This is a genomic window from Cyanobacterium sp. Dongsha4, assembly GCF_036345015.1.
GTDB lineage: Bacteria > Cyanobacteriota > Cyanobacteriia > Cyanobacteriales > Cyanobacteriaceae > PCC-10605.
The window spans coordinates 3,532,311-3,552,964 of sequence record NZ_CP084098.1 but is presented as its reverse complement, the minus strand read 5'-3'; the positions used below and the strand labels follow the sequence as shown (position 1 = coordinate 3,552,964).

20 protein-coding genes, 1 tRNA gene and 1 pseudogene are annotated in these 20,654 nt (G+C 33.9%); 9 read left to right on the top strand and 13 right to left on the bottom strand.

Annotated elements, in window-relative coordinates; all coding sequences use genetic code 11:
- Positions 1-104 precede the first annotated feature (104 nt).
- From Dongsha4_RS15265 to Dongsha4_RS15255, 3 genes are read right to left on the bottom strand one after another with little or no spacing between them, the layout of a single operon-like run.
- Positions 105-1,490 carry a DUF1822 family protein gene (locus tag Dongsha4_RS15265; RefSeq protein ID WP_330203171.1) on the bottom strand — a complete coding sequence of 462 codons (1,386 nt, stop codon included), beginning with the start codon at positions 1,488-1,490 and terminating at the stop codon, positions 105-107.
- 2 nt (positions 1,491-1,492) lie between these two features.
- A complete protein-coding gene (locus tag Dongsha4_RS15260) occupies positions 1,493-2,926 on the bottom strand; it encodes a hypothetical protein (protein ID WP_330203170.1) in 1,434 nt (477 codons plus the stop codon).
- 22 nt (positions 2,927-2,948) lie between these two features.
- Positions 2,949-3,236, bottom strand: a complete 288-nt coding sequence (locus tag Dongsha4_RS15255; protein WP_330203169.1) for a hypothetical protein — start codon at positions 3,234-3,236, stop codon at positions 2,949-2,951.
- A 470-nt stretch (positions 3,237-3,706) separates the two neighbouring features.
- Between Dongsha4_RS15255 and rpsB the strand changes: the two genes are divergently transcribed.
- The 4 genes from rpsB to pth all read left to right on the top strand — a co-directional run bounded on the left by rpsB (position 3,707) and on the right by pth (position 7,167).
- Positions 3,707-4,525 carry a 30S ribosomal protein S2 gene (gene rpsB / locus Dongsha4_RS15250; protein WP_015218960.1) on the top strand — a complete coding sequence of 273 codons (819 nt, stop codon included), beginning with the start codon at positions 3,707-3,709 and terminating at the stop codon, positions 4,523-4,525.
- A 194-nt stretch (positions 4,526-4,719) separates the two neighbouring features.
- Positions 4,720-5,379 (top strand): translation elongation factor Ts, encoded by a 660-nt coding sequence (gene tsf / locus Dongsha4_RS15245; RefSeq protein WP_330203168.1) that lies wholly within the window; start codon positions 4,720-4,722, stop codon positions 5,377-5,379.
- 174 nt (positions 5,380-5,553) lie between these two features.
- Positions 5,554-6,462, top strand: coding sequence for a hypothetical protein (locus Dongsha4_RS15240; RefSeq protein WP_330203167.1), 909 nt, complete (start codon positions 5,554-5,556; stop codon positions 6,460-6,462).
- 102 nt (positions 6,463-6,564) lie between these two features.
- Positions 6,565-7,167, top strand: a complete 603-nt coding sequence (pth, locus tag Dongsha4_RS15235; protein WP_330203166.1) for an aminoacyl-tRNA hydrolase — start codon at positions 6,565-6,567, stop codon at positions 7,165-7,167.
- 14 nt (positions 7,168-7,181) lie between these two features.
- Here pth and Dongsha4_RS15230 read toward each other — a convergent pair whose 3' ends face one another.
- Together Dongsha4_RS15230 and Dongsha4_RS15225 are read right to left on the bottom strand one after the other, a co-directional pair.
- Positions 7,182-7,550: a hypothetical protein gene (locus Dongsha4_RS15230; RefSeq protein WP_330203165.1), complete on the bottom strand. Its 369-nt coding sequence runs from the start codon at positions 7,548-7,550 to the stop codon at positions 7,182-7,184.
- 18 nt (positions 7,551-7,568) lie between these two features.
- Positions 7,569-8,078 (bottom strand): annotated as a pseudogene (locus Dongsha4_RS15225) (Uma2 family endonuclease); the annotation flags it as partial.
- A 337-nt stretch (positions 8,079-8,415) separates the two neighbouring features.
- On the opposite strand from Dongsha4_RS15225, the gene clpB reads away from it, so the two are divergent.
- Positions 8,416-11,037, top strand: coding sequence for an ATP-dependent chaperone ClpB (clpB, locus tag Dongsha4_RS15220; RefSeq protein ID WP_330203164.1), 2,622 nt, complete (start codon positions 8,416-8,418; stop codon positions 11,035-11,037).
- 178 nt (positions 11,038-11,215) lie between these two features.
- Here clpB and Dongsha4_RS15215 read toward each other — a convergent pair whose 3' ends face one another.
- Positions 11,216-11,791 (bottom strand): Uma2 family endonuclease, encoded by a 576-nt coding sequence (locus Dongsha4_RS15215; RefSeq protein WP_330203163.1) that lies wholly within the window; start codon positions 11,789-11,791, stop codon positions 11,216-11,218.
- 211 nt (positions 11,792-12,002) lie between these two features.
- Here Dongsha4_RS15215 and Dongsha4_RS15210 point away from each other — a divergent pair, with 211 nt between their 5' ends.
- Both Dongsha4_RS15210 and Dongsha4_RS15205 read left to right on the top strand, forming a co-directional pair.
- Positions 12,003-12,911 carry a PhzF family phenazine biosynthesis protein gene (locus Dongsha4_RS15210; protein ID WP_330203162.1) on the top strand — a complete coding sequence of 303 codons (909 nt, stop codon included), beginning with the start codon at positions 12,003-12,005 and terminating at the stop codon, positions 12,909-12,911.
- A gap of 30 nt (positions 12,912-12,941) precedes the next feature.
- Entirely contained in the window at positions 12,942-13,670 is a 729-nt protein-coding gene (locus Dongsha4_RS15205) for a Bax inhibitor-1 family protein (protein WP_330203161.1), read from the top strand.
- A gap of 157 nt (positions 13,671-13,827) precedes the next feature.
- On the opposite strand, the gene rpmA is transcribed toward Dongsha4_RS15205, so the two are convergent.
- The 5 genes from rpmA to Dongsha4_RS15180 all read right to left on the bottom strand — a co-directional run bounded on the left by rpmA (position 13,828) and on the right by Dongsha4_RS15180 (position 17,302).
- Complete coding sequence (rpmA, locus tag Dongsha4_RS15200; RefSeq protein WP_099434755.1) at positions 13,828-14,082, bottom strand: 50S ribosomal protein L27; 255 nt, start codon at positions 14,080-14,082, stop codon at positions 13,828-13,830.
- 65 nt (positions 14,083-14,147) lie between these two features.
- Positions 14,148-14,531, bottom strand: a complete 384-nt coding sequence (rplU, locus tag Dongsha4_RS15195) for a 50S ribosomal protein L21 (protein ID WP_330203160.1) — start codon at positions 14,529-14,531, stop codon at positions 14,148-14,150.
- Between the two features lie 190 nt (positions 14,532-14,721).
- Positions 14,722-15,936 carry a type II secretion system F family protein gene (locus tag Dongsha4_RS15190; RefSeq protein ID WP_330203159.1) on the bottom strand — a complete coding sequence of 405 codons (1,215 nt, stop codon included), beginning with the start codon at positions 15,934-15,936 and terminating at the stop codon, positions 14,722-14,724.
- A gap of 31 nt (positions 15,937-15,967) precedes the next feature.
- Positions 15,968-17,080, bottom strand: coding sequence for a type IV pilus twitching motility protein PilT (locus Dongsha4_RS15185; RefSeq protein ID WP_330203158.1), 1,113 nt, complete (start codon positions 17,078-17,080; stop codon positions 15,968-15,970).
- Between the two features lie 150 nt (positions 17,081-17,230).
- Positions 17,231-17,302 (bottom strand) — tRNA-Cys (locus Dongsha4_RS15180).
- A gap of 53 nt (positions 17,303-17,355) precedes the next feature.
- Between Dongsha4_RS15180 and Dongsha4_RS15175 the strand changes: the two genes are divergently transcribed.
- Both Dongsha4_RS15175 and Dongsha4_RS15170 read left to right on the top strand, forming a co-directional pair.
- Entirely contained in the window at positions 17,356-17,820 is a 465-nt protein-coding gene (locus Dongsha4_RS15175) for a CYTH domain-containing protein (protein WP_330203157.1), read from the top strand.
- A gap of 208 nt (positions 17,821-18,028) precedes the next feature.
- Positions 18,029-18,856, top strand: coding sequence for an urease accessory protein UreD (locus tag Dongsha4_RS15170; RefSeq protein ID WP_330203156.1), 828 nt, complete (start codon positions 18,029-18,031; stop codon positions 18,854-18,856).
- A 278-nt stretch (positions 18,857-19,134) separates the two neighbouring features.
- Here Dongsha4_RS15170 and Dongsha4_RS15165 read toward each other — a convergent pair whose 3' ends face one another.
- Both Dongsha4_RS15165 and Dongsha4_RS15160 read right to left on the bottom strand, forming a co-directional pair.
- Complete coding sequence (locus tag Dongsha4_RS15165; RefSeq protein ID WP_041922431.1) at positions 19,135-19,458, bottom strand: DUF3593 domain-containing protein; 324 nt, start codon at positions 19,456-19,458, stop codon at positions 19,135-19,137.
- Positions 19,459-19,541: 83 nt separating this feature from the next.
- Positions 19,542-20,633, bottom strand: coding sequence for a hypothetical protein (locus tag Dongsha4_RS15160; RefSeq protein ID WP_330203155.1), 1,092 nt, complete (start codon positions 20,631-20,633; stop codon positions 19,542-19,544).
- Between the last annotated feature and the right edge of the window lie 21 nt (positions 20,634-20,654).

The following is a 20,654-nucleotide window of genomic DNA, read 5'->3' as shown; positions in this document are numbered from 1 at the left end:
TAGTTTTTAGCGCTCTCACCTTACGAGTGCTAATTTAACCGAAATTTATGAGAGATAGCAATAGGTTGTTTTGTACGGGTTTCCGAACGTATTTTTAATGACACTTATACCTTGAATGTATCTTCTACATAATCATCGTTGAAACTTACTTGAATTTTAAAGGTTTCTCCTTCATCTGCCCAAAATTTGTACTGAATAACATTATCCCCCTTTTCGCTAATAATTGCTTGAAAAAGATCTTCATTTTCATCTAATATTTTCAGTGATAAACCTTCTGGTAAACTATCCTCATTACTTAAAACAGAAACTCTCACAAAAATACTAACTTGCCCATAATTTCTGGGTAAAATATTGATTAATAAACCATAATTTTTCTTTTCTTCATTGAAATCAATTAACTTTCCGTATCCTTTAGGGCATAAAGGATGATTTGCTTGTAAAGACTCTAAAGCAAAAGCACTACTCCAAAGAATTTCCCCGTCATTATCATTATTCATTAGATGAACTAAAATTTCGATAAATTCCCGTTGTAAATCTTCTGCAATTTGCCAATTAGGAATGGTGTTTAAAATTTCTAATATTTGTCCATAATTATCATTTTTGACTAAGATATTTAAAGCCTCTTGGGGTGAAATAGAGCGAAAAGCAGGAGACATTTTTAAATTGAAATCAGTCTCAAAATTATCTTTGATAAAATCTTGTAAACTTTGCCATCTTTTTCTCAAAATATTCTCTGTTTTATTTTTTAATAAATCACCTAAATTTACACTTTGACGACGGGAATATAATTGATAACGAGCATCGGCAATGCTAATTAAACTCAACCAATCACTAAAATCAATACTAAGACGTGGAAATAAACTATTTTCCAACTCTGTAATTAAATTTTGTTGCATTTGAGGTGATAAACATTTTAATGGAGAAACTTGAGGGATATTTTCCCAACCATATTCATATTCCAGAGCCATTGAATTTAAGTCATTTTCCAAATATTCATAGGGTAAATTAACAGTATGGTTTAAATTATCTATTTCCCCATTTTTTTGTAAATTATCGTAGTTAATATAACCCCAAAAATCTAAATAATTTTCCTCTAAGTTCACTCCCACTATGACACAATAACTACCAACCCATTCAGGAATTTTTAGCCATTCTTGAGGAATAGAAATACTAACTTTATCTTGGGTTTCTGTGGGAATTAAAACTAAGCGACTATTCTTCACATCAATAGCATTACCATTGATAAATTCCCAAATACTAAGATAATCAACTATGTCATTTCTCTCTGTGATGTTAATACCGCAAACTAAATTTAGCCATTGAATAAAATATTTACGACAAAGAAGATTAATATAACCACAATGACGATTAATTTCGGCACTTAAATTTTTAACCTCCTGCCATGTTTGACGTTTAATATTTTCATCTAAGGTAATTTTTAGCTCATTAGTGTAGCAATCTGAAACAAAATTTATCATATTCATACTCATATTTATTTAATTTGATTAAAATATTTTTCATAAAATTTTTGAATTTGGATGTTAATACTACTATTAATAATAGAGATTTGAGGAATAAAAATATTTAACTTGTTTGCTAGTTTTTCTCTAATATTATCAACCAAATTTTGATTGTTACCTTTAAAAGAGTTTTTCTCTTTACTACTATTGTTTATTTCTTTAAAGTATTCTTGTTTTAAATATTTTTGCTGTTCCGAATTAAGATTTTGATAACATTTTTCAATTAATATAAAAATTTCATCTTCTATATACTCTTGAATACAAACATCTAAAAGAGAGATAAGTGGTTTAATTTCCTTAGCCGATGTTTGATTTTGAGGAAGATTTTTTATTTTTATAATTTCATCAATAATTGATTTTTTTATACTATTAATTTTACGAGATAACTGATATTGTTGTTTGATAAAATCAGGATGAGTTTGATTGATTATTGTAATAATTTCCCCTTGAGTTAAATTTAAACTAAAAATGAAATATAAAATTGCTTGATTAACACTGTCTTGGTTTTGAAAACTATTAATGATTATACTTTTAATTTCTTGACTTTCTTTTTCTATTGCTAAATCATCAATATAATTATTAGAATTTTCTTCTATTAGAGAGTGGTCATTTTCTTCATACATAACAGTAATTGGATTTGTGGCTAATCTTGCCATTTCAATACAAAATTTTAGTTTTTGTTTTAATTCATCGGGAGTAATTGGTGTTTGATTAAGTTGTTTAATTTGTAAATTGTATTGTTGAACCATTAACTGTAAATGTGTCGAATTTGGCTCTGATAATACTTTATGTTTTCTTATGCCACAAGTTTGATAATTATCAAGATAACATTGCCAAGCTAAAAGATATTCTTGCAATTTGTTATCTTTTAAGCCTCCTTGAATTGTTAATATACTTTCTGCTCGTTTGATTCCTATTTTTGTCAATAAACCCCAATCACTTAATAATTTCCATTGGCGATTACGATAAATAGTATCTTTAATAATGGTGTTTAATCTTGTTTGAGCATAAGTTGTGATTTTAGTTCTATATTTAACTTGATAATTTTTCAGTAATTTTTCTGGTTGAATTAATGCGAGATTCCCTGATGAAAAACACTCTTCTAAAGTGAGTAATTTTAATGTTAGGCATAGACGCTCGTAAATTATTCTCGCACTCCATAAACAAGTTTCTTGTAGGTAAGCAGAAAGGTGATTTTGTTTGATTTTATCATGTTTATTTAAAATAGAAGATAAAAAAGAACGGGCTATCTTCTCACAAGATTGCTTTTGCTTCTCAGTAATACTTGTTTCTATATTTCGTTTTAATAATAAATCTGTTTGCCAACAAAAAAAATTATTATTCTCATCAGGAAAAAAGACAAAGGTAGAAAATTTATCAACAATACTATTTCTTGTTATTTTCATAGTTAAAGTTATCCATATTTTTTCAACGAATTAAATGACGAGTATAGTTATCACTAATCGGAGAATAGGATTTTTGTTGGATACTTGCTTGTTTTCTTTGTTCATTGATAATTTGCTTTTCTTTTTGATTGGCTAATTGACAAATATTAACGGAAAAGATACGGTCTTGATAATGTTGGAAACGTCCCGTTTTTGTAAATGTAAATTGACGACCAAAAATATGATTTCCTTTTATATCCCAGACTAGATAAAGTTTTCCTTTAACTTTGACAGCGTCTCCTATGTGTATTTGCTTTCGATTATCCTTCATTATATGCTCTTAATCTAAAAAAATTAGGTTTCTTAATTAATACATCCAGTTAAAAAACGACAATTATGCAAGTCAAATTTTTATTTATGGTATTTTTTTGTGGACAGAATAACTACATTTATCTATTGATCTTGATTTTAAGATTGACAGTGTTACGGATGTTGCTATTACAGGGTGGTGTTTTGGATTTCGCAAAGAATACAGTAGTGTCGCATCTTCGATGCTTATATTAATCTAATTGGTTATTACATCGTAAATTTTTCCCATAACTAATCGTTAAATGAGATGACCTAAAAAAGATCTTAACTTCCATCAAGAAAATAAAACAAGGGGTAAATCTGGAAAAAAAAAAAAGACAATGATATACTAGAAAAGTTGTCAAAATTCGCACATCTAAGGCATCGGGTGTTTCTAGCTAAAGAAATTAAACAACCTTAGATGGAGGATTAACCCGAAAAAAGGAGAAAATAATGTCTGTAGTCAGCTTAAAAGAGCTTTTAGACTCAGGTGTCCACTTTGGGCATCAAACCCGCCGTTGGAATCCAAAAATGTCACCCTACATCTACACTGCTAGAAATGGGGTACATATTATTGATTTAGTGCAAACCGCACAATTATTAGAAGAGGCTTACGCTTATCTCAAAAAAGCCGCTGAAAACGGTAAAAAAGTTTTGTTCGTAGGTACAAAACGTCAAGCCGCAGGAATCATCGCTCAAGAAGCCGCCCGTTGTGGAGCTTTTTATATCAATCAGCGTTGGTTAGGTGGTATGCTAACTAACTGGGAAACTATTAAATCCCGTGTTGGACGTTTAAAAGAATTAGAAGAATTAGAAGAAAGCGGTGCAATTAATTTACGCCCTAAAAAAGAAGCCTCTGTTCTTCGTCGTGAATTAACTAAGTTACAAAGATACCTTGGCGGTATTAAAGATATGCGTCGAGTGCCGGATATTGTAGTAATTATCGACATTCGCAGAGAGCATAATGCCGTTAAAGAGTGCGAAAAATTAGGTTTAAGCGTTATCTCCATGTTGGATACAAACTGTAATCCCGAATTGGTAGATTATCCTATTCCTGCTAACGATGATGCTATTCGCTCCATCAAATTAATTATCGGGAAATTAGCTGATGCGATTTATGAAGGGCGTTACGGCAAAGCCGCCGCAGAAGGTAAATTAGATGAGTTTATGGAATCTGTGTCTGCGGAAGCTGAATACGATTACGATGATGACGAAGATTACGACGATGAAGATTATGAAGACGATAGCGACTCTGAAGGCGAAGAAGAGTAGTTATAATATAATAGTCTGAGTACACTTCTAAATTATCCTCAACTATTTTTTTCTGAAAAGTTATCAATCTTCTCCAATAATGGTGGGCAATGCCCACCCAGTCATCTAGTAATGATTTTCCTAATTTTCATCTGGGGCAAATCATGTCATTATTATTGATGGTCAGTTATTAAATTTTTATACAAAAAAGTACTATGGCAGAAATAAGCGCAAAACTGGTAAAAGAATTAAGAGATAAGACTAATGCAGGGATGATGGATTGTAAAAAAGCCCTTGCAGAAAATGATGGTGATATGGCTAAAGCCATGGAATGGTTACGCCAAAAAGGTATTACTTCTGCGGAGAAAAAATCTGGTAGAGTTGCCGCCGAAGGTATTGTAGAAAGCTACATTCACACTGGTGGTAGAATAGGCGTTTTGGTAGAAGTTAACTGTGAAACCGACTTCGTTGCCCGTCGTGAAGATTTCCAAGCCTTAGCTAAAAACATTGCGATGCAAATTGCGGCTTGTCCTAATGTTGAATACATTAAAATTAGTGACATTCCTCAAGATGTCGTTACTAAGGAAAAAGAAATTGAAATGGGTAGGGAAGACTTAGCAAGTAAGCCTGAAAATATCCGTGAAAAAATTGTTGACGGTAGAATTAACAAGCGTTTAGGTGAAATGTGTTTGCTTTCTCAACCTTATATCAGAGATCAAGGTATTACCGTAGAGGAGTTAATCACCCAACAAATTGCAAAAATTGGTGAAAACATCCAAGTGCGTCGTTTTCAACGCTTTATCTTAGGTGAGGGCATTGAGAAAGAAGAAACTAATTTTGCTGAGGAAGTTGCCGCCCAAGCTGGTATGAAGTAATGATTAATGAGTAATAAGTAATGAGTAATGAATGGAAGTTAGAGTTTTAGGATGTTAGGGAATTGGGGGATTAGGGTGTTAGGGGAAAACTAATTCTTCAATTGCTAATTACTAATTGTTAATTGCTTTCTCTTAATTCGTAACTCCTAATTGAAATAGATTGTAAATAAAATAATGACTAGATCAATTAAACAATTAAGAAATGATTTGGGCATTTTAAATGTTAGAATCAAGGATTTAGCGACAGAATTACAAAGTTTATATCAAAATTATTTTCCCCAGTTGATTGCGGTTGTTAAACGTCAGTTAATTTTGGCTACTTATCAAGTTTGCACTCAAAAATATCCCTCTGCTTTTTTGGCTTTAAGTTATCAGGATAAAGTTAATTTACAGAAACAAATTAAAGATTTACATTCATTTTTCCCTCAAGATTTACATGAGAAAATTTCTGAGACAGAAATAATAGATAATATTTTTTTTCATAATTTAAAAAGTGGTATATTGGCATCTATTCCTTATCAAAATGATGCTAGTTTATTAACTGATTCAAAGGCAGACAAAACAGAAAATATTGAGAAAGATAATATTTTAGAAGAAAATCATCAAAATGATAATCTCTCAAAAGATGATAATTTATTAGAAATTTGTCCTGAAAATATTATTCAGTTACAGGTAGAAATAGATGATGCGATCGAAGAATGTTTGATAACATTATCTCATCAGGTAAATAGGTATTTACAGGAAATGGAAATTTTACCTAAAAACATTCCTTCTAAAATTTTAGAGGTTGCCTTACAAGCGGAAGAAAATACATCTTTAATTAGTGGAGCACCAAATCTATTAAGTCTTTTGATTGAAAAAGATGATAAATCAGAGGATATGAATATTACTCCTGTTGTAGCATTATGTTTAAGAATTAATGAAATTGAATTTAATGATCCTTTATTAAATCAGAATCGGCAAAAAATTAGCAGAATTTTTCAAAGTTTAAATAACCTTGATGATGAATATCAAAATAAATACCAACAGTATCAAATTGCCTTAGCAGAATCTGCTTGGAGATCGAGTTGGATTGATGATTAAATAGGTAAATAAAATAATTAATAATTTAAGATAAAAAATAAGTAGATTAGCTTACAAAAATTATCCATATAATTCATAAATTATAGTTCACAATTTTAAACCATGAATGAAAAAAATTTGGTTATTCCTGAAGTTATTATTGGTTTAGGAAATCCTGAAAAAAAATACGAACAAACTAGGCATAATATCGGCTTTGAAGTAGTAGATTTTTTAGCGGATAAGTGGGGCGGAAGTTTACAAAAAAATACGAAATTTAATGCTTTATTTTGTGAAGTTGTTACTCCTAATCGGCAGAAAATTAAGTTAGTTAAACCTTTAACTTATATGAATAAGTCGGGGCAGTCGGTGAGGGCAGTTTTAGACTGGTATAAGTTGACTAGAGAATCTATTTTAGTGGTTTATGATGATATGGATTTGGAGTTTGGTAGAATTAGATTGCGTCTATCTGGCTCTGCAGGAGGGCATAATGGAATGAAATCGATTATTTCTCATGTAGGAGGTCAGGATTTTCCTCGTTTTCGCATTGGTATTGGGAAATCTGGTCATAAAGATGCTACTATTGGTCATGTTTTGGGAAAGTTTTCCGCCGAAGAAAGAAGGGAAATGAATAGTTTAATGTTGTTAGTATATGATGCGATCGCATCTAGTTTAACAGATGGTGTTGAAAAAACCATGAGTCTTTATAATAAAAAATCAATTATTTAACTAAAAGCAAAATACTAATTAGAATTTAAGAAAAATCTTTGGATTGTGTATTTTAAAGCAGTAATCCAAATAAATAATAAGCACACAAACCATAACTGTATCAGCATAATTTTAAACCAATCCTGGCTTGGATTTTGTAATAAAGCAATCCAAAACTGTGGGCTAGAAACTACAATAGAAAAAAGAATAAAAAAGATTGCTGAAACTAACATTAAAAATGTAATAATAGCAGGAATTTCTATCTTATCTTTAGAAGATATTAAAGTAAGATTTATGGGGAGATAAATCTCCATCAATGCCATAAATAAACTACCATGATGATTTCCAACTACTCTTACTTGAAATTGGGAAAGTTTTAACAAAAGTTGATAGATAATTTTCATCAGTTTCTATCGATAATTTTAAATACTTTCAACAAAATTAACCTCTTCGTAAATATCAGAAAAAGATAGTTCAAAATCAATTTTACCTAATTTCAATACCTGATTTTCTCCTAAATACTCCTTAAATTTCCACTCTCCTTCAGATTCTTTGATAAATTGTTCCACAGAAAAACTATATTGATCTATTAATATATATTCTTGAAAAGATTTAATAGAACGATAGCTTTTAAATTTCTCTCCTTTATCATAATTTTTCGTTGAATTTGATAAAACTTCAATAATTATGAGGGGATTTGTGATGGTTGTTTGTTTATTCCCTTCATAGATTGGTTGATCTTTAATAATCATAATATCAGGGTAAGTATAACGTCTCTGGAGAGGAATAGAAAGACGCACATCATTAATATAAATTTCGTAATTTTTGCCCTTAGTAATAAACTTGAAATTGTAACAAAAATTAAGAGCTATTTTGTTTTGATTAGTTGTATCTCCTGTCATGGGGATAATCTCTCCATCATGATATTCGCTTTTATATTCGGCAGTTTCTTATAATTCAAAATATTCTTCTACCGAGTAATAATTTTTTTCTAGTTGAGCAATCATGATTTTTTCTTATTGATAGCTATTACGTCATTATAAATTAATTTTCTGCTTATGCTTTATTTCTTGTGATGTCTATTTCCTCAAAAATCCTTACTCAATAGGTGATTTAATCCCTACCAAATTAGTAGAGTATTCCCAACTAACTTTATTTTCCCAGTCTTTTATAATTATATTTGAATCGTTAAATTAAGTAATTATCTTAAATTTATCTGTTATTAAATTAAATTATTTTGTCATTATTGTTATTAGTAAATAGAAGAAAGTGCAACCAACAAATCCACAACAATTTACAGAAAAAGCATGGGAGGCAATAGTCAAAACTCCCGATATAGCAAAGCAAAATCAACATCAACAAATTGAGTCGGAACATCTGTTAAAATCTCTTTTAGAACAACAGGGATTGGCTACAAGTATCTTTAATAAAGCCGATGTTAGTTTAACTCGTTTGCGCGATCGCACCGATGAATTTATCAATCGTCAACCAAAGGTTAAAAACGTTTCTGACTCGGTATATTTAGGAAAAAGCCTTGATACTCTCTTGGATAGGGCAGAAAAATACCGCAAAGAATTTGAAGATGATTTCATTTCCATTGAACATATTATCTTAGGTTATGCCCAAGATGACCGTTTCGGTAAAAATTTATTAAAAGAGTTTAATCTCGATGAAAATAAACTAAAAACAATCATTAAAGAAATTAGAGGAAGCCAGAAAGTGACTGATCAAAATCCTGAAGGAAAATACGAATCTTTGACTAAATATGGTCGAGATTTGACGGAATTGGCAAGACAAGGAAAGTTAGATCCTGTTATCGGTAGAGATGATGAAGTCCGCCGTACTATTCAAATCCTGTCTCGTCGCACGAAAAACAACCCCGTTTTAATCGGTGAGCCGGGGGTAGGAAAAACTGCTATTGTAGAGGGATTAGCCCAACGTATTATAAACCGAGATGTACCCGAATCACTGCTCGATCGCACTCTTATTGCCTTAGACATGGGTGCATTGATAGCAGGGGCGAAATATCGGGGGGAATTTGAAGAAAGACTCAAAGCCGTATTGAAAGAAGTTACCGAATCCGAAGGTAATATCATCCTTTTCATCGATGAGATACATACCGTTGTCGGTGCAGGGGCTACTCAAGGGGCAATGGATGCAGGAAACCTCTTAAAACCCATGTTAGCAAGGGGAGAATTGCGTTGTATTGGGGCGACAACCCTCGATGAATACCGCAAGTATATCGAAAAAGATGCAGCGTTAGAAAGACGTTTTCAATCGGTGTATGTAGGCGAACCTAATGTCATTGATACTATCTCTATTTTAAGGGGATTGAAGGAACGTTATGAAGTTCATCACGGGGTAAAAATTGCTGACAATGCTCTCGTAGCGGCGGCAATGTTGTCAAATCGTTATATTACGGATCGCTTTTTGCCAGACAAAGCCATTGATTTAGTGGATGAATCGGCGGCGAAGTTGAAAATGGAAATCACCTCTAAACCCGAAGAATTGGACGAAGTCGATCGCAAAATTCTCCAATTAGAGATGGAAAGATTATCATTGAAAAAAGAAGATGATCCAGCGTCAAAAGAGAGATTAGCGAAGCTAGAGCAAGAATTAGGGAATTTGAAAGAGCAACAGTCAGCTTTTAACGCTCAATGGCAGTCAGAAAAGGATATTATCGACGAAATCCGCAATTTACGGGAATCTATGGAACGGATTAACGTAGAAATTCAACAGGCGGAAAGGGATTATGATTACAATAAAGCCGCCGAGTTGCGTTACGGTAAATTAAACGATTTACAACAGCAAATTAAAGACAAAGAAACGGCTTTAGCGGAAAAACAAACTACGGGTAAATCCCTTTTACGAGAAGAGGTGGAAGAATCTGACATTGCGGAAATCATCTCGAAATGGACTGGTATTCCCATCAGTAAATTAGTAGAATCGGAAAAAGAAAAATTATTGCACCTTGAAGATCAACTTCATGAGCGAGTAATTGGGCAAAATGAGGCAGTTATTGCCGTTTCTGAAGCTATACAACGTTCTCGTGCTGGTTTAAGCGATCCTAATCGCCCTACCGCTAGTTTTATCTTTTTAGGTCCTACAGGTGTCGGTAAAACGGAATTAGCTAAGGCTTTAGCTGGTATTCTCTTTGACACAGAGGAGGCGATCGTACGCATCGATATGTCTGAGTATATGGAGAAACACACCGTTTCCCGTTTAATGGGTGCGCCTCCGGGATATGTTGGCTATGAAGAAGGTGGGCAATTAACCGAAGCGATACGCCGTCGCCCTTACTCGGTGGTATTATTTGATGAAATTGAAAAAGCCCATCCCGATGTGTTTAATGTCATGTTGCAAATTCTCGATGATGGCAGACTGACGGATTCTCAGGGACGCACTGTGGACTTTTCTAATACCATTATTATCATGACTTCTAATATTGGATCGCAATTTATCCTTGATGTGGCGGGGGATGATAGTAAATATGAGGAGATGCGTAGTCGGGTAATGGAGGCGATGCGCGGTAGTTTCCGCCCAGAATTCCTTAACCGTATCGATGAAATTATCATCTTCCATAGTCTGGAAAAATCCCAGTTACGGCATATCGTTAAACTCCAAGTTGCCCGTTTAGAAAGCCGTTTAGAGGAGCAAAAATTATCCCTCAAAATGTCTGATTCTGCCTTAGATTTCCTTGCAGAAATTGGCTATGATCCAGTATATGGTGCAAGACCTTTAAAACGTGCAGTACAAAAATACTTAGAAACTGCGATCGCCAAGTCTATTTTAAGGGGAGAATTTAAAGACGGAGATACCATTTTTGTGGATGTAGAAGACGAAAGATTGAGTTTAAAGCGTTTGCCTGATGACTTATTCATTAAATCTTAATTGATGGGGTGGGTGTTACTTACTCACCCTACTTTTTCATCGGGGTTTATAATAGCGTAGCTGTATCATGGTCATCCCGTTTATCATCAACAATTATAATGGTAAAGATTATATTTTGATGTTAAAAAAACTGTTGCCGATTCTCACTTAAATCAATTTATTATCTTCTAAAGTACACTTAAAACTTTAACCAACCAAAAATATCTCCTAAAGTTAAACTAAAATCAGTCATGAAATCAGGCATAGGTAAAGCATCACTATCTAATTCAAAATAAGACACTTTTTGTAGAGAATAGACAAAGATAATTTTTTCTTCAGGATCAATTATCCATGCTAGTTGACAACCAGATTCGAGACAACATAGAATTTTTTTTATGATAAGTGTTTGACTTTGATCAGGAGAAATAATTTCGATCATCCAATCAGGAGGAATAGAAATCGTGTTAGTAAGCTCGCCATTTTCGTCTCTTGGGATATGATCATAAGTTAACACCACAATGTCTGGCACGATGGATTTATCATCAAAAGTACATCGTAATTCAGGAAAAGCTAAAGCTATTTTGGATTCTTCTACTACATCGTTAATAACTTTAGTTAATTTACCTTGAATACGGCTATGTTTTGCTTGGGGCATGGGTTTTTGTGTAATTTTATTATCAAAATATTCTTGGGCAGGTTTTGTTTCTGGAAGTTGTAGAAATTCCTCTAAACTTATAGTTTGATTGGTAGTTTTATTCGTGATTAATGTCACCATGGAAATATATCCTCCTCGAATGAATTTACTTCTTTTCATTCAATCATATAGCTATGCTAAATAAATAAGTTGTTGAATGAGTATCAATAAATCCTAATTGAGATAATAAGTATTGCCCCACCGACTTTCAGAGTTCTATAGTTTGTAGTAATGGCTTTAGCCATAAAAAATTTAAAAATCAGACCTGTTATTAATTACCATAAATTTCTGAATGAAATATCAGTTTTATACCTTAGACGTTTTTACCAATCAATCTTTTACAGGTAATCAATTGGCGGTTTTCCCCCATAGCGAGGGTTTATCTTCCGACATAATGGAAAAAATAGCCGTTGAGTTTAATTTTTCAGAAACAGTTTTTGTCTTTCCTGCCTCTAATTCTCAAGCAGACTATCAAGTAAGAATCTTTACCCCCGGTGGGGAAATACCTTTTGCTGGACATCCAACCATTGGCACAGCTTTTCTATTAGCTCATTTGGGTATGGTTACTCTCAAATCCTCCACAACACAAATTATTCTTGAGGAGAAAGTTGGTCTTGTACCCGTTAATATTTATACCAACAATGGTATCGTGACATCATCAGAATTAACTGCTCCCAATCCTCCCGAATTTTTCCATGATATTCCTTCAAAAAAAGCCTTAGCAGAGGTTTTATCATTATCTGAGATAGATTTACATTCTTATTTTAGTCCTCAAGCTGTTTCCTGCGGTTTACCTTTTATGATTATTCCCTTAAATACTCAAAAAGCATTATCGGAAGCAAAAATAAATTTATATTATTGGGAAAAAACCTTAAAAAATACTCTTTTCCCTCACGTTTATCCTTGCTACCCTGTCAGTAACAATCATTGGCAAGTGAGGATGTTTGCCCCTGCTTTGAATATAATAGAAGACCCTGCCACAGGTTCTGCGGCAACAGCTTTTGCGGCTTATTTAACTCAATACCAACAGGAAAATGATGGTAGTTGGCAGTGGTTAATTGAACAAGGTATCGAAATTGGAAGAAATAGTAAAATTACGGCGATCGCTACTAAACAAAAGGGCATAATAAAAGATATAAAGGTAAAAGGAGAGTGTGTAATTATCACAGAAGGTTATCTCCATTTGAAAGAAAAAATATAAAATCAACAAATTATTAAATAGAGAGAATTTATGGCAACAACCAGTAACTTTAGAAATGCAATCAAAAAGGCTCAAGGTCAAGCCCTTGTAGGACCTAATGTTATCAATAAAGCCTTACCTTATCTAGGTGGAGGTTTAGTTTTAACCGCAGTAGGTGTTTATGGCGGTTTAGGGGTAATTTCTTCTAACCCCAGCATTTTTATGCCTACCTTTTTCGTGGCGATAATTGCGGAGTTGGCTTTATTTTTCGTGGTTAGGGGTATCGCAGAAAGGGCAGATAATGGCACTGCTTTACCTCTCTTAGCTGTCTATAGTCTTCTTTCAGGATATACCCTCAGTGGTATTGTTTTTGTTGCTTTAGGCACAGCAGGAGTAGGACTTCAAGGAGTCGGTATTGCCGCTTTGGGATGTGGTGTAACTTTTGTGATTGCCCGAAATGTTGGTTCTAACTTAGGCGAGGAGGATGGATTAGCCCTGACAAAAACTGTACAGCTTGGCATTATGGGATTATTCGTTGTAATTCTGTTGCAAGTTGTATTGGGATTTTTTGGTGTTTTTACTCCTAGTTGGTTAGAAGTGGGTATTTCTGGTTTAGGAGTTTTACTTTTTGCAGGGGCATCTGTAGTTGATTTTTATATTCTCCCTCGTGCTTATCGGGATGAACAATACTTATCCGCCGCCCTTTCTATGTATCTCACTTATATCAACTTATTTATCTTTATTCTACGTTTATTAATTGCCATAAACGGCAGAGATTAATTTTTTGTTCTCATTTGTCGTATTCTTAGGAATAAGTTTTCTGGTTGGTGGCAGATAAAACAAACCAGTTAGAGATATAAAAAAATAAGGGGCTTAAGCCCCTTTACTTATTCTTAGTGGAAACTAAGTTTTAGTTAGTTCACACCCAATCATAAATCTAAGCAGGATATACGCTTACTTTCTTACGACTGGTGGTTTTATTTTCAAATTTAACAACCCCTTCAATTAAGGCAAAAAGAGTATCATCTTTACCGATACCAACATTATTACCGGGATAAACTTTAGTACCACGTTGACGCACTAAGATGCTTCCTGCGGTTACTGTTTCTCCGCTATAACGTTTTACACCTAGGCGTTTGGAATTAGAATCTCTTCCGTTTCTAGTACTACCAGTACCTTTCTTATGAGCCATTTTAAATACTCCTGAGCAAAATTTAAGGTTAAATAAGATTAAATATTGTTTTATTGTGCTTTATTTTAAGCCTCGATCGCAACTTCTGCTTCTACAGATTTAGATTCAGAGGTTTTCTCCGCAATTACATTACCACCGATACTAATAGAATCGATCATCAAGCGAGTTAACTCTTGTCTATGACCTCTTTTTTTGCGAGTTTTCTTTTTGGGCTTCATTTTGTAAACCAAAACTTTTTTGCCCCGACGATGGTCAATAATTGTACCGCTTACTGTGGCACTTTCTACGTAGGGTTGGCCTACATGAATATCATTGTCATGACTAACTAAAAGTACCTTATCGATAGATACTCCCGTTTCTGATTGTTGGTTGATTCTGTCTATATCGTAAAATCTGCCTGGTTCAACTTTGAGTTGTTTTCCACAGATTTCAATTACTGCGTAAGTCATATTAATTTCCTTTATATACTGCCGTACAGGTAGCAGAGATGTTATTTAGTTCTGCTTTATGAATGCCCTTACCTGATCCGAACAGGTTGCAAGACACAGACTACCATTATATCATAATAAGATAATGAGTGTGTAGGTAGTTTTAACAATTACTAATTACTAATTCCTAATTACTAGCTCTTAATTGTTGTTATCCTAGTTGATCGAAAATAGAGAACATTGGTAAATACATCGATAAAAGAATAGTACCTACCATACCTGCAATTAAAACCATCATTAAAGGCTCGATGACGCTGGTTAATGCCTTAACGGCTTGTTCCACTTCATCCTCGTAAAAATCCGCAACTTTCATCATCATCGCATCTAATTCACCAGTTTCTTCCCCAATCATCATCATTTGAATTGCCATAGAGGGAAAAACCTTTCTTTCTGCGATCGCAACACTTAACATACCCCCTTCTAAAATAGAATCTTTTGCAGCTCCAATGGCATTAGAAATCACTTTGTTAGGAATAGTGTCTTGGGAAATTTCTAAACATTGTAAGATAGGCACACCAGAACGGGTTAAAGTACCAAAGATACGACAAAAACGGGCAACAGCACTTTTTTCATTTAAGTCCCCAAAAATAGGAGCTTTAAGAGCAAGAGTATCTATTTGTAAACGTCCGGCGGGAGTTTTGTAATATTGACGAAAGGCAACAACAGAGCCGATAATAGCACCTACCAGAATAATAACTTTCCAACTACGTAAAAAAGCACTTAGGGTGAGCATGAATTGTGTTAAAGCTGGTAATTCAGCACCTAATTGTTCAAAAATACCAGCAAATACGGGAATTAAGAAAATGGTCATACCCAAGAAAGCTATTACCGCAAAAATACCAACAGTAACAGGATAAGCCATTGCCGATTTAATCTGGTTTTGTAAACGAGCGACATCTTCCAGAAGTTTAGCAAGACGATTCATTACTTCGTCTAAAACCCCCCCTGTTTCTCCTGCCTCCACCATACTCACATACAGCTTATCAAAACAGTCGGGATGCTTGGCCATTGCTTCGGACAAGTTAACACCCTGCTGAACATCATCCCCAATGGTAGTTAAAGCCTTCTTAAACTTTGGATTTCCCGATTGCTCTGCCAATACAGATAAAGAGCGAACAATGGCAACCCCCGCATTAACCAACACGGCAAATTGACGAGAAAAAATAGCTTTATCTTTGACAGAAACTTTACTTAATGCCGCTTCAATGGAGGCTAAGTCAAAGTCCATTCCTGCTTTGCGAATTTTTCCCACTGCCGCATAACGTTTGCGAAGAATACGACGGGCTTCATCTTGAGAATTAGCAACAACCCTTTCTTCTAAAACATTCCCCGTTTTATCTTTAACTTGAACTATAAAAGTAGCCATGATTTAATCCTTCCTCTCATTCAAACAAATATTAACGACGTTTACCAGGAGTAACCATCCCGCTATCCATAGAAGAACCTAATAAGCGTTTTAATTCATCTGGTTTACTGCTTTTCGCAAGGGCTTCTTCCACTGCAATTGTACCTGTTTTTACTAAATTTGCTAAAGCCTGTTCCATCGTTTGCATTCCTAATTTACCCCCTGTTTGAATCGCAGAATAAATTTGTGGGGCTTTTGCTTCTCTAATTAAGTTTGCGATCGCAGGTGTCACAATCATTATTTCTTGAGCCATTGCCCTGCCAAATTCTCCCGGTTTGGGATTTTTCTTTTTAGCCAAAGTTTGAGCGAATACTGCCAATAAAGAGTTAGATAACATTGCTCTAATTTGAGCTTGTTCCGCAGAAGGAAATACATCAATAATACGGTCAATCGTTCCTGCCGCAGAGCTAGTATGTAAAGTACCAAAGACAAGGTGTCCAGTTTCCGCCGCAGTAATCGCCAAGGAAATGGTTTCTAAGTCACGCATTTCACCCACCAGGATAATATCTGGGTCTTCCCTCAATGCCGCTTTTAAGGCATTGGCAAAACTCTTGGTATCTTCTCCTTTTTGACGTTGGTGAAATAGACTGTTAATATTAGGAAAAACATACTCGATCGGATCTTCTACTGTTAAGATATGCTCTGCACGAGTGCGGTTAATTAAGTCCAACATTGCCGCCAAAGTGGTGGTTTTTCCAGAACCTGTCTGCCCCGTTACTAAAATCATACCTCTAGGGCGTTCGGACATCTCCTTGACAATATCTGGTAAACCTAATTGATCAAAGTTGGGAATTTTGGAAGATAAAGCCCTTAAACAAGCGGCATAACAACCCCTCTCCTTATAAACATTCACACGAAATCGAGCCAAGCCTTTTACCCCATAAGAACAGTCTAACTCCCATTCTTGCTCTAAGGTTTTACGTTGAGTATTATTGAGCATACTAAAAATTAATTTTTGGCACTCTTGAGCATTAAGGGGTTCATCTCCGATGGGGGTTAGTTTACCGCTAATACGAAAATAGACAGGGGCACCTGCCTGAATGTGCATATCTGACCCCCCCAATTCTACTAACTGCTCCATCAAATCTTCAATCATTATCTCCATAATCGCCTTCTCCTTTACAATAAGTCCAAGTTTATTTTTCAATATAACCCAACAAACTTAGATTACTTATCATTTCTACACAACTATTAATAAAGCAAGAGTTTAGAGACGATAGTCTGAGTGCGTATAATAAGAATAATGACATTTAAGAGGCGACGCCCAGATTCGAACTGGGGGATAAAGGTTTTGCAGACCTCTGCCTTACCACTTGGCTACGCCGCCATAATTTTGATACTTTGTTAGTATAACATTAATTTATTTTTCTTGGCAAGAAAATGGGTCTTGAAATTGAGAGAAAATTTTTAGTTAACTTGAATAAGTGGTTTCCTCCTGATAGTGGTTTGGTTTATCGACAAGGATATATTTATACTGTCAATGGTAATACCGTGAGGGTTCGGATTGTTGGTAAGCAGGGTTATCTTACTCTTAAGGGTAAAACAAAAGGTCAGACGAGGTCAGAATTTGAATATTCTATTCCTGCGGAAGAGGCGGAGGAGATATTACAAATTTTGTGCGATCGCCCCTTTATTGAAAAAATACGTTATAAAATACCTATAGAGAATTTAATTTGGGAAGTAGATGAATTTTTAGGGGATAACAAAGGTTTGACGATGGCAGAAGTGGAATTGACACAAGAAAATCAAAATATCATTTTCCCAGAGTGGATAGGAGAGGAAGTAACCCACGATTTACGTTACTATAACTCTTATTTAGCAAAAAATCCTTTTTCACAATGGTAATGTATCGCAACTCTATTTTGGTTGTGCAAACTGTCTTGTCAGAAAAAGCGAGAGGGAGAATGGTTTTTATTTGATCTAACACATTTTTCCATAATTAGTTTTAATTAAGGTGAAATAGCCAGAAACATAAAATAATTGGAGTAGAATAAACAATACTTTTATGAATACAAAAAACCATCAATAATCTTTAGCAAATAAATATTAATTAATGAAACACTGGCAAGGAATAATCAATCTAGCTTATGAATATAAGCAACAGGAAACAAGCCTAAAATCAGTATTTAGTCAAGCACCTTTTAAGTTTCAAAATTCTTTTTATCCCGAAGGAAAATCCATTTGTCACAGTGTTATTTTACATACTGCGGGAGGAATAGCTGGAGATGATATTCTCTCACAAAATATCCATTTAGCCCATAATTCTAAGGTCTTAATAACCACTCCTGCGGCAACAAAAATATATGGTTCTCAAGGAAAAAAAGCTATTCAAGAAGTAAAAATTAAGCTAGAAAAAGATGCTTATTTAGAATATTTACCACAAGAGATTATTGTTTTTAATAGTGCTAATTTTAAGCAAAAAATGAGAGTTGATTTAGATGATAATGCTTGTTGGTTAGGATGGGAAATAATTCGTTTCGGTAGAAGTGCAAGGGGAGAAATTTTTAGTGAGGGTAATTGGTTAAATTATTTAGAGATTTGGCGAAAAAATAAACCAATTTGGATTGATAGACAGTATTTTATGGGAAATAGTCCTTTATTTTATGCTTCTAATGGTTTAGGAGGAAATCCAGTGGTAGGCAATTTAGTTTATATAGCATCAGAAAACAGTCATCAATATATTTCTAGTTTACGCCATTTGATAAAGGAAAAATATGACGAAAATATAGGAATAGGAATAACTGCTTTACAACAGGGTTTATTATTTCGTTATATGGGTGATTCTGTCAGTGCCGCTAAAGAATACTTTACTTTTATTTGGCAATTTTTAAGAGACAAAAGGGGTTTAGATGGTACTTTTAAATCCAGAATATGGCAATGATAAAATAATATTAATAGTCTTTTTTAAGAGTTAGTAAAAAGTGTAAATCAATAAGTTATTCTTAGCTTCATAAGCAGGATTTTTCAGATATTTTACGGTAGTTATGATAACTTAATAGAAAATAAGAGAGCTACTAATTTACTGACATTGCTGAATAAAGATATGAAACACAGAAAAAACTATGTAAAAATATAAAGCTAGAGTCTAAATATAGTTTACTTTTGCCTTCTGCCTTCGACTTACAACAAAAAATCATAGCTCAAATCACCAACGCCATTTTACTGAGTATTATTTTGATTTTCTGCGGTAATTACCATTTTGCGGAATCCTAAAACCACGAAAATATTTGATAAAGTTAAGAAAAATTCTGCCCCTCCGTGTAACCAATCAACATTAGCGAGGGTGGTATGATAATGATTTTCGGCATACAGCCCAGCAGGAATAGTAATAGCAACAAAAAGGAGAAGAAGATAAAAACCAATTAAAGCTAATTTGGGTACTTTTCCTGATTTAGTGAGAAACCATAAAAAGCCTAGATAGGGAAATAAGGATATAGCAAATAAGTTTTCTTTACTAAGAAGATTGTTTATGATGCTTTCCATGTTGGGAATAATTTTGATATATAAATTTATTGGTTTAATTGATGCTAAATTTTTAGTTTACAGTATTTCGTCAGTAACATCAGTTATTGAAATTGTTTTAATTTTTCTTTCGCAAATTTTTGTAATTCTTGGGACTTTTGATAAGCAGTTGTTTCAGGTTGAACTTTATCCAAATCATTGATGATAGCTTGTAGTTGACTAACGATATAATTAGGCTGATTATTGTTACTTTTTAGTAGTGTTTCTACTCCTTTTTCTGCTTGATTTAAGTATTCTAAAGATTCTGTTTCTTTTTTCTCTTGGATTTTTATTTTTGCTAAATTAGTTGTATAGTTAGCTAATAGTTTTTGAGCTTCTAAATAGCCTGTATCTTCTAAAGGAATAGATTTTAAATGATCAAGGGATTGTTGCCATAAATTGCTACATTCTTGCCAAGTAATGGTTAAATGAGGAGGATTTTTACACAATTCCATGGCGGAAGTGGCAAACTCTTTGGCTACGGCGATTCTGGTTAGAGTGCGATCGCTCCCTTTCACTATCCCTGAAACTTGTTGGAAATCTCTTTCATAGGCAGGTAATTTGTTGGCCGTCATTTTTTTAGCTAAAGTGTTATCGGGTAATTCCATTAACTTATCAAGAGCATTTTGCCAATCTTGCAATGCTTGATTTTTGTTTTCTGTCTTTTGATAATTTTCCTTGGCAGATGCGATCGCACTTTCGGCAATATTTAATTGATTTAGGGCGTTTACTTCCTGAAAAATAACTGCATCCATGCGTCCAATTTGTTTTCTAGCTGTTTCAAACTCATCAAATGTGAATTTCCATGCACAGCCGAATAAGCTACAATAAAACTTAGGCTCATAGCCCAAAAACCATACAGGTAATTGATCAAGATTAGCTTGTGCTAAATTAACTTTTTCTTGCCCTAACTCTATATCTGCACGGCTAGTAGCTTTATTAACTAATTGATCAGCTTGTTCTACACTTGCTATTGCTTCTCGATAATTATGATCCATGTTAATATAACTAGGTAGAAGTATGATTGGTGCAACTTTAGCGATAGGGCGACGAATCATCGGATAAGGTAAATTCGCAATCCAGACTAATCCTGCACCTCCTGCTAGAGTCAAAAGACCAAATAAGGCTATTTTTAACTTTATTCCTAGTTTAGACATAATATAGTCGGTAAAACATAC

Excerpts from the sequence above, each read along its gene's own strand:
- Dongsha4_RS15265 (WP_330203171.1), bottom strand. The coding sequence starts at position 1,490 with ATGAGTATGAATATGATAAATTTTGTTTCAGATTGCTACACTAATGAG.
- Dongsha4_RS15260 (WP_330203170.1), bottom strand. The coding sequence starts at position 2,926 with ATGAAAATAACAAGAAATAGTATTGTTGATAAATTTTCTACCTTTGTC.
- Dongsha4_RS15255 (WP_330203169.1), bottom strand. The coding sequence starts at position 3,236 with ATGAAGGATAATCGAAAGCAAATACACATAGGAGACGCTGTCAAAGTT.
- rpsB (WP_015218960.1), top strand. The coding sequence starts at position 3,707 with ATGTCTGTAGTCAGCTTAAAAGAGCTTTTAGACTCAGGTGTCCACTTT.
- tsf (WP_330203168.1), top strand. The coding sequence starts at position 4,720 with ATGGCAGAAATAAGCGCAAAACTGGTAAAAGAATTAAGAGATAAGACT.
- Dongsha4_RS15240 (WP_330203167.1), top strand. The coding sequence starts at position 5,554 with ATGACTAGATCAATTAAACAATTAAGAAATGATTTGGGCATTTTAAAT.
- pth (WP_330203166.1), top strand. The coding sequence starts at position 6,565 with ATGAATGAAAAAAATTTGGTTATTCCTGAAGTTATTATTGGTTTAGGA.
- Dongsha4_RS15230 (WP_330203165.1), bottom strand. The coding sequence starts at position 7,550 with ATGAAAATTATCTATCAACTTTTGTTAAAACTTTCCCAATTTCAAGTA.
- Dongsha4_RS15215 (WP_330203163.1), bottom strand. The coding sequence starts at position 11,791 with ATGGTGACATTAATCACGAATAAAACTACCAATCAAACTATAAGTTTA.
- Dongsha4_RS15210 (WP_330203162.1), top strand. The coding sequence starts at position 12,003 with ATGAAATATCAGTTTTATACCTTAGACGTTTTTACCAATCAATCTTTT.
- Dongsha4_RS15205 (WP_330203161.1), top strand. The coding sequence starts at position 12,942 with ATGGCAACAACCAGTAACTTTAGAAATGCAATCAAAAAGGCTCAAGGT.
- rpmA (WP_099434755.1), bottom strand. The coding sequence starts at position 14,082 with ATGGCTCATAAGAAAGGTACTGGTAGTACTAGAAACGGAAGAGATTCT.
- rplU (WP_330203160.1), bottom strand. The coding sequence starts at position 14,531 with ATGACTTACGCAGTAATTGAAATCTGTGGAAAACAACTCAAAGTTGAA.
- Dongsha4_RS15190 (WP_330203159.1), bottom strand. The coding sequence starts at position 15,936 with ATGGCTACTTTTATAGTTCAAGTTAAAGATAAAACGGGGAATGTTTTA.
- Dongsha4_RS15185 (WP_330203158.1), bottom strand. The coding sequence starts at position 17,080 with ATGGAGATAATGATTGAAGATTTGATGGAGCAGTTAGTAGAATTGGGG.
- Dongsha4_RS15175 (WP_330203157.1), top strand. The coding sequence starts at position 17,356 with ATGGGTCTTGAAATTGAGAGAAAATTTTTAGTTAACTTGAATAAGTGG.
- Dongsha4_RS15170 (WP_330203156.1), top strand. The coding sequence starts at position 18,029 with ATGAAACACTGGCAAGGAATAATCAATCTAGCTTATGAATATAAGCAA.
- Dongsha4_RS15165 (WP_041922431.1), bottom strand. The coding sequence starts at position 19,458 with ATGGAAAGCATCATAAACAATCTTCTTAGTAAAGAAAACTTATTTGCT.
- Dongsha4_RS15160 (WP_330203155.1), bottom strand. The coding sequence starts at position 20,633 with ATGTCTAAACTAGGAATAAAGTTAAAAATAGCCTTATTTGGTCTTTTG.